The following is a 10656-nucleotide window of genomic DNA, read 5'->3' as shown; positions in this document are numbered from 1 at the left end:
GCCGCTTTTATCAACAAGGTATGCGGGCTGCAACCCTTATACAGTCTATTTCGTAGACCTCTTTGTCACCCCCCCAGGTTTTTTATTAAGCTTTACGTAAGTCTAGTTTATTTGAGTGAGCGATCGCCCGTAATTATCCGCATTCTTAAAGTAAAATTTTTTGAAGTCAAAGATTGCCGAATCTAAATAACCGAACTAATACGGATGCGTCATCTGTTGTATTTGTATACTTTATGACTTTCACTATTACTTTTGAACACAAACTAGAAAAATGTTTTTATTGTAATCGCTAAATATTCCGCCTGGTTTATATTGGGGCGATGCAGCAGACGATCGCCCCTATGCTAATACATATGTAATGTATTTTGTCAATACGTAATTTCCAGACATTTGACCCCTGTATTCTGCCCTTGGGTATGAGTAGCTACTGATTCATTGCCTGATGCGATAATCGCAACTCAACTTAGAAATTCTTCACAAATAGTTTGACTGTGGTACTATCTGGATGGCTGTGAGTAGCTGAGGGAAGCCAAGGGGCTTGATTCCTGTGGTGGTGGAGGAGAATCCAGGAGTGCTAGATAGGATGTCATTGGGATACGCAAACGTTTTCGCCCAGCGAAGTCAACTCGAACCCCTCCGCATTGGGGTGATTGGGGTTGGCAATATGGGCCAGCATCACACGCGAGTTCTGAGCTTGCTAAAAGATATCGAACTCGTGGGTGTTGCAGACATAAATGTAGAGCGGGGAATAGATGTAGCAAGCAAATACCGGGTTCGCTTCTTTGAAGACTACCGAGATTTGCTCGCCCACGTAGATGCAGTTTGCGTCGCCGTTCCAACTCGCCTGCATCACCCTGTGGGGATGTCTTGTCTCCAAGCGGGTGTTCACGTTTTAATTGAAAAGCCGATCGCGGCTAGCATTGCCGAAGCCGAATCTTTGGTCAACGCGGCTGCTGAGGCCCACCGGATTTTGCAAGTGGGTCACATCGAGCGCTTCAATCCAGCTTTTCAGGAACTCGGCAAAGTGCTGAAAACTGAAGAGTTACTGGCATTGGAAGCTCACCGGATGAGTCCCTATTCCCAGCGGGCTAACGACGTATCGGTAGTTTTGGATTTAATGATCCACGACATCGACTTGCTTTTGGAATTGGCAGATTCCCAAGTGGTGAAGCTGACAGCCAGTGGCAGCAGAGCCTCAGATTCAGGTTATTTAGACTACGTGACAGCGACGTTGAACTTTGCTAACGGCATTGTCGCCACTCTGACTGCCAGTAAGGTGACGCACCGCAAACTCCGTTCAATCGTGGCTCACTGCAAGAATTCTCTGACAGAGGCAGATTTTCTCAACAACGAAATCTTGATTCACCGACAAACAACCGCCAATTACGTGACGGATTACGGTCAGGTGCTTTACCGTCAAGATGGGTTAATCGAGAAAGTTTACACCAGCAATATTGAACCGCTCCACGCAGAATTGGAGCATTTTATTAATTGCGTGCGGGGTGGAAATCAGCCTTCTGTGGGAGGAGAACAAGCTCTCAAAGCTCTGCGGCTTGCGAGTGTGATCGAGCAAATGGCTCTCGACGGTCAAGCTTGGTATCCGAAAGAGCTAGAGTCTACTTTGCAAGTTAGCTAAATCGAGACAAATCGTGTCGTTTCCGGGTGCTTTTACAGTTTGGGTTTGTTGTTCGTTGAAGAGGGTAACTGTTCCCATGCAACCGGATTCGATGTCAGTCGATTTGAGATTGGACAATTCGGCGTGAGAAGTTCGGCGAGTGCGAGCGTCGAGTTGCCCTCAGTCGAACGATTTTAGATCTTAGATTGACTCTGCAGATGAATCTGGGGGCTTGAACTAAGGTTTCAAATTTTTTGCTCTCGACAACAGAAGTCGTGGGCAAGTATCCGTTTTTAGGTGAAGTCACGATTTATGCCAAAAAAGGGCGACTATTTGACGACTGATGGTTTTGCTAACTAGCTGATTTCCTTGAGGACTGAGGTGAATGCTGTCTCGATACAACGTGGGAAGTTCGGCCGCACAATTGAAAATGGGAAGAAAATCTATGTAAGTAATTTTCTCTGTTTCTACGAGTTCGGCGAGACGCGCTCTAGCATTGACTTCCCAGTCGCGAGGGCCCGGGCCGCCGAGTTCGCCACGCTTGGGCGTGACGGCTAGCAAAAACTCGATGTTGGCGGATACAGCTATTTTCTGGATTTGGCGAATAGCCTCTAAGTTGCAGCCTACTACATCGCCGCTTGTGGCTCCGGGTACTGCCAATTGGCGAGTCGGCGCCGCAGGGAGCAGGTAGCGGCTCAATAACTCTAGCGTAGCCGATCGGGGTTTGCGATCCGGGTAAGATCGATCGCGCCCCACAACCAGAGAACAGGGAGCCGACGCAAACAAATCGTCCGTATTGAGCAGCAAAACCACAGCCTTTGCCCCAAAAATACCGAACCGCTTGGCGTAAGCAAGTTGATTCCTCGGCCCCCAAGAATTGGCTGAGGCGTTGAGAACTTCAAAATTTGAATAGTTGACTTTTGAACCTAATTGTGTATGGTTCGCCAGATTCTGTACTAGCAGTCTCAAATTCCGAGCCATAATTTCCGAGATCGTATCTGTCTGATGTGTCCACCAACCACCGTTGGCGACAGAATCTCCCAACAGCAAGAGGCGCAGAGTTTCTGGAGGGGCGATCGGGGCGATCGCTCCACTACGCATCGAATACTCGTTAATCTCAATCCGGTTGCCCAAGCGACGCACCTTCTGGTTAGGCGCCAATAAATAGCCGCACTCGGCATCGGCAATATAAATCAAGGGATTGCCAAAACCCAGCAGCACCCGCAGGATCACTTCGATTGCCACCCACAATCCGGAGGTGACAGCCAAAATTATGAGAACAACTTCCACTACTTAACCTCAATAAGATAAGGAAAAACCCCTGCCGACACCAAGGTATAAAAAAGAATGCAACTGCAGTCAAGCTTTCAACCCCGATTGCAGTCAGTCGATTAAAGATTCAAGATTAAAGCATTGACTCCACAGATGAATCTGGGAGATCTCGCTAAAATCTAAACTTTTTTGCATTCTAGGACTCCTGTCTTAAAGCAAGTATCCCTCTTGGAATGAAGTAAGTAGGTCGTCCTTGTAAAATCTCAAATTTAAAATCTAAAATGTTATGCGATCGGGCTTTGAGCAACTTGGCAACCCGATTAAGTCAACCGGATCGCCCTCGTGGATATAGAATTCTAGAATATACCGTCAAAATCCGCCGTCAGCCGTCAGTGAACTTGGTGGTTTCAGGAAAATCCGTGGACTTAAAACAAATATTCAAAACGCCGAATCCCATAATCGGTGTCGTACATTTACAGCCTTTGCCAACTTCTCCCCGCTGGGGCGGAAACCTCAAAGCTATTATCGGAAGAGCCGAGCAAGAGGCTACAGCGCTGGCTTCTGGTGGCGCAAACGGTATCATAGTCGAGAACTTTTTCGACGCTCCTTTTGCTAAAGACAGCGTAGATCCGGCTGTTGTAAGTGCCATGACTCTGGTAGTTGAGAGGCTAACAAATCTCGTGACGCTGCCGATCGGCGTTAACGTGCTGCGAAACGACGCCCAAAGCGCGATCGCCATCGCCTCCTGCACAGGAGCTCAATTCATCCGCGTCAACGTCCTCAACGGCATCATGGCTACAGATCAAGGCTTAATTGAAGGCCAAGCTCACCAGCTACTGCGCTACCGCCGGGAATTGGGCAGCGATGTCAAAATATTAGCAGACGTGTTAGTCAAGCACGGGCGCCCCCTAGGCAGCCCCAACTTGACCACAGCCGTTCAAGAGACGATCGGGCGCGCTTTAGCCGACGCCGTGATCCTTTCCGGCTGGACAACTGGCAGCCCTCCCAATCTCGAAGACTTAGAACTCGCAAGTGCAGCAGCGGCGGGAATTCCAGTTTTCATCGGCAGCGGCGCCTCCTGGGAAAACATTTCCACCCTCATGCAGGCCGCTGACGGCGTAATCGTATCGAGTTCCCTCAAGCGAAACGGCCGCATCGAGCAGCCCATCGATCCGATCCGCGTCAGTCAGTTTGTAGAAGCCGCCCGCCGCAGCTTGTCACAGAAAGAGCGCGAACAGGAAAACAGAGAGGCTAATGGCTCAAGAGGGCCCACACCGGAACCGGGCAAACTCACAAGTAAAACGTAAAATGGGAATTGTTGACTGTTGACTGTTGGCAGTAGTCATTTGGCAGTTGTCAGTAGTCAGTAGTTATCAGTTATCGGTCATTAGTTAACAATTAACAGTCATTAGTTAACAGTCAACAGTCAACAGTCAACAATTCCCAATTCCCAAATTACCAAATCAAAAAATGATTCGCCGACGTTCAACCCCTTGGATTCATCGCTGGTCTAGGACTCTAATGGCAGCGATCGCAGCCATAGGCGTCGTAGAAACGGCCTATCTCACGATCGCTAAATTCACGACTGGCTCGGTCATTTGTCCTACCAGCGGCTGCGACAAAGTTCTCAACAGTCCCTACGCTACAGTCTTTGGCACAGTGCCTTTAAGTTTATTAGGCTGTCTGGCTTACCTGAGCATAGCAATCCTGGCATGGGCTCCCAAAGCTGTAAATCCCGACACCAAAAAAGGACTGCACTCTCAACTAGAAAACAAAACTTGGCAAGCGCTATTTATCATCACCGCTGCGATGGTAATTTTCAGCAGCTATTTGGTGTATTTGATGGCTTTTGAAATTCAGGAACTGTGCATTTACTGCATCACTTCTGCCTTATTTTCGCTGTCGCTGTTTGTGCTGGTGCTAGTCGGGCGCGAGTGGGAAGATATCGGACAGTTGGTGTTTACAGGCATTTTGGTGGCAATGGTGAGTTCGATCGGTGCCTTGGGACTTTATAACAGCGTCAACTCACCTGCTCCTACTGTCTCTACCCCCGGAATTTTACCCCCTGCAGTCACTACAACCTCCGGCCCGGCAGAAATTGCTTTGGCCCGCCACCTCCGACAAATTGGCGCTAAAGAGTACGGCGCTTATTGGTGTCCCCACTGCCACGACCAAAAAATGCTGTTCGGCCAAGAAGCAGCCAAAATAATTGATTATTTTGAATGTGATCCCAAGGGGCAAAATTCCCGTGCTGAAATTTGCCAAGCTGCTGCTGCGAATGTTAAAGGTTTCCCGACATGGGAGATTAATGGTCAGTTTTATTCGGGGACGCAATCTTTGAATAAACTCGCTGATTTATCTGGTTACACCGGCCCGCGCAACTTTCAAAACTAACAGGAAATTTGGATATTTTAGATGACAGATTTTAGATTGATGGGCAAGAAATATCCTGGTTTTTAACTTAGTTTATTTTTGGCTCGTGCTGCGAAATCAATCTAAAATTTGGCATCTATCTATAATCAATAAAAATATAGTAAAAATTACTACAACAAAAAAATTAAACAAGTTGTGGGTTTCTAGTATTTAGATCAGTAAATAATTACTAAAAATTTTACATAAAAATGTAAGAAACCGGGTTTCTGCTTCCAGAATGATTTTTGAAATGACATATTTTGGTTACAAAACCCCGTTTCTGCTCTTGCAGCCCGATCGCACCGAAAAACCAAAAAATTGGATAATATCAAATCTAAAATCGACTCGCCCGCACCGAAAAACCAAAAAATTGGAAAATCTCCAATCTCAAATCTAAAATCGACTCGCCCACACCTAAAAACTAAAAAATTGGATAATTTAAAATCTCAAATCTAAAATCGACTCGGAGATGTAAAACCTATAGGTAGTAGTAGTTTAGATGCTCACAGGGCGAGGCCCAAATCCCCAAAATATGCTAAAAACTATCAAAAAATGGGTCGATAGAGAACGCCGAGTATTGATTACTGCAAGTGCCGTTGCTAGTACGGTCATTGTAATGCGCTGGTTCGGATTTTTTCAGGTGTGGGAATGGGCTGCTTTCGACCACTTTGTGCGCTGGCGGCCGGCCGAACCTATTGACTCGCGCATCGTCATTGTAGAAATTAAGGAAGCTGACTTGCAAAAATACGGCTACCCAATTTCGGATGCTGTCTTGGCCCAACTGCTGCAAAAATTGCACGCTGGCAAGCCGCGGGCGATCGGCCTCGACGTTTACCGAGATTTGCCAACTCAACCGGGTAACGCAGACTTGCTCAAAACTTTTAAAACTATTCCCAACTTAATCGGCATTGAGTTGATGCCAGACGAAACCAGGCTCGGAGTTCGCCCGCCTCCGGTACTTGACAAGCTCGATCGAATTGGTTTCAACAATGTTGTCATCGACGCTGACTCAAAAGTGCGGCGAACTTTGCTCTATGCTTGGCCCGGAGACGGCAAAACTCATCAAAGTTTCGCGCTCAGACTGGCTTTGCTTTACCTCAAAAGCGAAGGAATTTCTCCTCAACCAGCAATAATCAATCCTAAATACTTGCAGTTAGGCAAGGGGGTTTTTCGGCCTTTTCAACCGAATGATGGTGCTTACGTTCGATCGGACAGCCGTGGCTATCAAATTTTGACCAACCTGCGCGGCCCGCGAGGCAGTTTTCGCACTGCATCGATGAGTGATTTGCTCTCTGGCACAGTACCTGCTGATTTTGTACGATCGCGGGTTGTCTTGATCGGCTCAAATGCCCCCAGCCTCAGAGACTTTTACCAAAATGCTTACAGTTCCGGTTGGTTTGGTCCTCCCCAGCAAATACCTGGAGTCGAACTTCAGGCTCATTTCTTGAGCCAAATTTTGAGTGCGGCCCTCGACGGGCGCGGGGGTATCAATGTCTGGCCAGAGGCTGCAGAGTTGCTGTGGATTTTACTGTGGTCTTGGGCCGGAGCCAAAGTGAGTTGGAATTTGCGATCGGTTGGTCGATCGGCTTACTGTTTATTAAGTATCTGTCTAGGTCTGAGTGCGACTTTATACTTAGTATTCTTAGCAGGTTGGTGGCTACCGTTAATTCCTCCAATCCTCAGTCTTGTGGGTTCTGGCGCAGCAGTTGTGGGTTATCTGGCTCACTTGCAAGAAGAATTAAAACGGTCTAAAGAATTTTTACAATCGCTAATCGATACAATTCCAGACCCCATTTTTGTCAAAGATCGAAATCACCGCTGCGTAGTTTTGAATCAGGCATATTGTCGGTTTATTGGCTATCCTTTAGAAATTTTAACTTGCCGAACCGATTACGATTTATTTCCCCACGCCGAAGCCGAGATATTTTGGCAGCAAAACGAATTAGTATTTCAAAATCATCAGCCGCGAGAAAATGAAGAATATTTTACTGACGCTCACGGAATTACGCATCTGATTGCGACTAAAAGATCCCTACATAAAGATGGTGCAGGCAACCTATTTTTAGTCGGAGCAATCAGAGATATTACCGAGCGCCAACTTCGGGCAAATGCCCTCGAACAAAAAAATGCTGAGCTCAGCCACCAAGCTTATCACGATGCTCTTACCGGCTTGCCCAACCGCCAAATGTTCTACGAATGCTTGCATAAGTCTCTAGAAATAGCCTCCAGCACTCAGGAATTGGTAGCTTTACTCTTTTTAGATTTAGATGGCTTTAAGTCAATCAACGACACTCTTGGACACAATGCGGGCGATTTACTCTTAAAAACAGTTGCCAGTCGGCTCAAAAAATGCTTGCGTGGCAGCGATACAATCTCGCGGTTGGGTGGCGATGAGTTCACAGTCATTTTGCCTGCAATTCCCGGTCGAGAAGAAGCTGCGAAAGTAGCGGAAAAAATTTGCGACGCCATCATGCAGCCTTTTATTTTAGAAGAACATACAATTTCGGTAACTACAAGTATTGGCATTAGTTTATATCCCATTGACGGTCAAGAGCCCGAAATTTTAGTCAAGAATGCCGATGTTGCGATGTATCGTGCTAAGGAACGCGGGAAAAATCAATATTACTTTTATTAATCAAGAGCAATTAAAGACCTAATTCAACTGTAGGTAAAGTCCCCACCCTTTGCTTGATAAGTAATTTGTAAATATTCAATTTTTTATCTATAATCTAAATTATTTTAGACAAAATTTGAGCAACTTTTAGACCTCAAACCCTAATTGGGCCCTGAGGGAGATATTATTTCAGGCGTCCCCTGTGCAGCTAAGTTAAAAAATAGCTCGCTCCTTAAACTGTAAGCCCTCTAAGCTTTTTGAAACCCTTCAAAAAAATGTCCAAAGTAGTGAAATCTAAAATCTAAAATCATATGTTTAAAATACTCTAATCTGTCATCTGTCATTAGATAGATTTAGCCTAATATAAAACTTATGAGAGCAACTTGGGGTCTTATCTAAATGTTACAAAATATTAAAATAAATCACAACCTGAAACCCAATTCAAATCGCCAAAAAGCCTTAATGTAAAAAATCCATGTAAACTTATGAAAGTTAATTAAAGTAAATGTAAAGATATCAGTGGAAATACGGAAATTGATAGATATAATAGGTGGTACAGACGTGGATCTATGGCGATGATTTGAATAAGGGTGTGAATACTATGCGTACTTTGATTCAGCTCACAACAACGGCAACCCTGGCGGCCTGCCTGCAAGTGAATATAGTCGGCACTGCAAATGCGGCTCGACTTGCCAGCAACTCAACTAGCAATTTAACCAAAGCCCGTAGCACGGGCGAGATCCCGACGCCATCGACCCCGATAGTTTGGACAGTTGCACCAACTTCTAGGTTTGGAAATCCCCAAGAATACGAACCACCCCCGAACGGGAACCCCAAAAGTGACGGTACGGGAACGCGCTGACCCCCCATTTTCAATAAATTTTCAATCTTCTATTCGCGGAGATTTGTACCAATTCGATTGGTTAATTAAAGTATGGCTGCACCAATCCGGATCGGTGAGGGGATAGTCCACTCGGTAATGACCGCCGCGGCTTTCGGTGCGAAACGCAGCACTTTTGACAATTAAATAGCCAATATCCAATAAATTCCCCACTTCTCCCCAATTTCGCAAAATCGAGCTATTCTGGGCCTCAGCAGCATAAAAATCAATAATTTGTCCGGGCTGTAAATTATCAAGCGTTTGACTCAAAGGCAATGAAGCAAATTCTTGCCGCCAAATCTCAAGTTGGACGATCGCACTTTCCAAATCGCGCTGTCCCCGGCAAATTCCCGCACTCTGCCACACCAAATTCGGCAATTCCACCCGCAACTTTTCGATCGCCTCAATGTCCTTTTCAGAAATCGATTTTTCCAAGATTTCCCCCGCCTCGAACTGATCGGCGAATACCTCCGGCGTTCCACCTTCTAGCTGCAAAAGTCCCATCTGCGCCCCAAAAACCAGACATTCCAGCAGCGAATTGCTCGCCAACCGATTAGCGCCGTGTACCCCCGTGCTCGCAGTTTCTCCCACCGCGTACAAACCCGGAATCGAAGTTTGGTTAAACTTGTCAGCGACAATTCCTCCCATCCAGTAATGGGCCGCGGGCGTCACCGGCACCGGTTCGGAAAAAATGTCAATTCCCCAATCAGCGCACACTTGAATAATATTGGGAAACCTGTAGCGCAGTCGATCGACTGCAATCGGGCGCAAATCCAGCCAAACATGAGGTTCCCCCGTCTTTTGCAAGTGGCGGAAAATAGCGCGGCTGACAACATCCCTAGGGGCGAGTTCCCCGCTGGGGTGAGAGTCAAAAGCAAAGCGATATCCCTTACTGTCAACCAAATGAGCTCCTTCTCCCCGCACCGCTTCGCTAATGAGAAACCGAGGCGCGCCCGCTGTGCTCAGCGCCGTCGGGTGAAACTGCACAAATTCTAAGTCTCGCAGCAGCGCCCCGGCGCGCCACGCAATTGCCACCCCGTCCCCGGTACTTACTGACGGATTGGTCGTTTGAGCAAAAACCTGTCCGCCGCCGCCTGTCGCCAGCACTACGGCTTGGGCCCGCAGCCACTTGACTTGTGAGCCGCAAATCGAGCTAATCCCCTGACAGCGCCCGGTTTCGTCTAGCCACAGACTCAAAGCAAAGGCAGGAGATACGAGTTGAATGTTTTTGCGACTCAATACTTTTGCTGTCAGCGTACTGATCACGGCTTTGCCCGTAGTGTCGGCGGCGTGGAGAACTCGGCGGCGGGAGTGGGCTGCTTCTAGGGTGAGGGCTAAATCTGGGCCGGTGCGATCGAATGCAACGCCCATTTTCACCAGGGAGTCAATGCAGGCTGAAGCTTCTTCAACTAAAAATTTCACCGCCTCCAAATCGCAAAGACCGGCTCCTGCAGCCAGTGTATCCTGAACGTGCAGTGCTGCCGAATCTTCAGGGGCGATCGCTGCGGCAATCCCTCCTTGAGCCCAATCGCTGGCAGAAACAGGTAGGGTATTTTTATTGATCAAGCCCACCTGCAAATGCTCTGGCAGGCAAAGTGCTGTGTACAAACCCGCCGCGCCAGCACCTATTACCAATACGTCAAATTTGTCAGTCATAAGTCTGCCGCCAGTCAATTTTAGATTTTAGATTTTAGATTTTAGAATTGAGTCTACAGGTGAATCTGGGGACTGCAACTAATGTCAGTCAAGGGATTGTAGATTTTAGATTTTAGATTTTAGATGAATCTGGGGAAGCCGCTTATTTCAATCTAGGGAATTTGGGTCGGCTTTTGCCGAATGATGGTTGAAAGTAAGTGTTCAGAA

Annotated in this window: 7 protein-coding genes; 5 read left to right on the top strand and 2 right to left on the bottom strand. The window is 47.0% G+C overall.

The annotated features are described in order from the left end of the window. Positions 1 to 583: 583 nt before the first annotated feature. On the top strand, positions 584 to 1636 hold the full coding sequence (locus QUA27_RS24760) for a Gfo/Idh/MocA family oxidoreductase (protein ID WP_333071385.1): 1053 nt from the start codon (positions 584 to 586) through the stop codon (positions 1634 to 1636). Positions 1637 to 1918: 282 nt separating this feature from the next. Here QUA27_RS24760 and QUA27_RS24755 read toward each other — a convergent pair whose 3' ends face one another. Then, complete coding sequence (locus QUA27_RS24755) at positions 1919 to 2905, bottom strand: SGNH/GDSL hydrolase family protein (RefSeq protein ID WP_333071383.1); 987 nt, start codon at positions 2903 to 2905, stop codon at positions 1919 to 1921. Positions 2906 to 3306: 401 nt separating this feature from the next. On the opposite strand from QUA27_RS24755, the gene btpA reads away from it, so the two are divergent. From btpA to QUA27_RS24735, 4 genes are all read left to right on the top strand, one after another. Beyond that, positions 3307 to 4194: a photosystem I biogenesis protein BtpA gene (btpA, locus tag QUA27_RS24750; RefSeq protein ID WP_333071389.1), complete on the top strand. Its 888-nt coding sequence runs from the start codon at positions 3307 to 3309 to the stop codon at positions 4192 to 4194. A gap of 163 nt (positions 4195 to 4357) precedes the next feature. After that, complete coding sequence (locus tag QUA27_RS24745; protein ID WP_333071380.1) at positions 4358 to 5281, top strand: vitamin K epoxide reductase family protein; 924 nt, start codon at positions 4358 to 4360, stop codon at positions 5279 to 5281. Between the two features lie 517 nt (positions 5282 to 5798). Beyond that, positions 5799 to 7934, top strand: a complete 2136-nt coding sequence (locus QUA27_RS24740) for a CHASE2 domain-containing protein (protein WP_445251542.1) — start codon at positions 5799 to 5801, stop codon at positions 7932 to 7934. A 580-nt stretch (positions 7935 to 8514) separates the two neighbouring features. Then, positions 8515 to 8775, top strand: a complete 261-nt coding sequence (locus QUA27_RS24735; RefSeq protein ID WP_333071377.1) for a hypothetical protein — start codon at positions 8515 to 8517, stop codon at positions 8773 to 8775. Positions 8776 to 8796: 21 nt separating this feature from the next. Here QUA27_RS24735 and nadB read toward each other — a convergent pair whose 3' ends face one another. Then, a complete protein-coding gene (nadB, locus tag QUA27_RS24730; protein ID WP_333071376.1) occupies positions 8797 to 10449 on the bottom strand; it encodes an L-aspartate oxidase in 1653 nt (550 codons plus the stop codon). Between the last annotated feature and the right edge of the window lie 207 nt (positions 10450 to 10656).

It is taken from the genome of Microcoleus harperi Pol14_C6 (assembly GCF_036701295.1).
Taxonomy (GTDB): domain Bacteria; phylum Cyanobacteriota; class Cyanobacteriia; order Cyanobacteriales; family Microcoleaceae; genus Microcoleus.
The sequence above is the reverse complement of the archived record's forward strand: the minus strand, read 5'-3'. Positions and strand labels throughout refer to the sequence as shown.

Excerpts from the sequence above, each read along its gene's own strand:
- QUA27_RS24760 (WP_333071385.1), top strand. The coding sequence starts at position 584 with ATGTCATTGGGATACGCAAACGTTTTCGCCCAGCGAAGTCAACTCGAA.
- QUA27_RS24745 (WP_333071380.1), top strand. The coding sequence starts at position 4,358 with ATGATTCGCCGACGTTCAACCCCTTGGATTCATCGCTGGTCTAGGACT.
- QUA27_RS24740 (WP_445251542.1), top strand. The coding sequence starts at position 5,799 with ATGCTCACAGGGCGAGGCCCAAATCCCCAAAATATGCTAAAAACTATC.
- QUA27_RS24735 (WP_333071377.1), top strand. The coding sequence starts at position 8,515 with ATGCGTACTTTGATTCAGCTCACAACAACGGCAACCCTGGCGGCCTGC.
- nadB (WP_333071376.1), bottom strand. The coding sequence starts at position 10,449 with ATGACTGACAAATTTGACGTATTGGTAATAGGTGCTGGCGCGGCGGGT.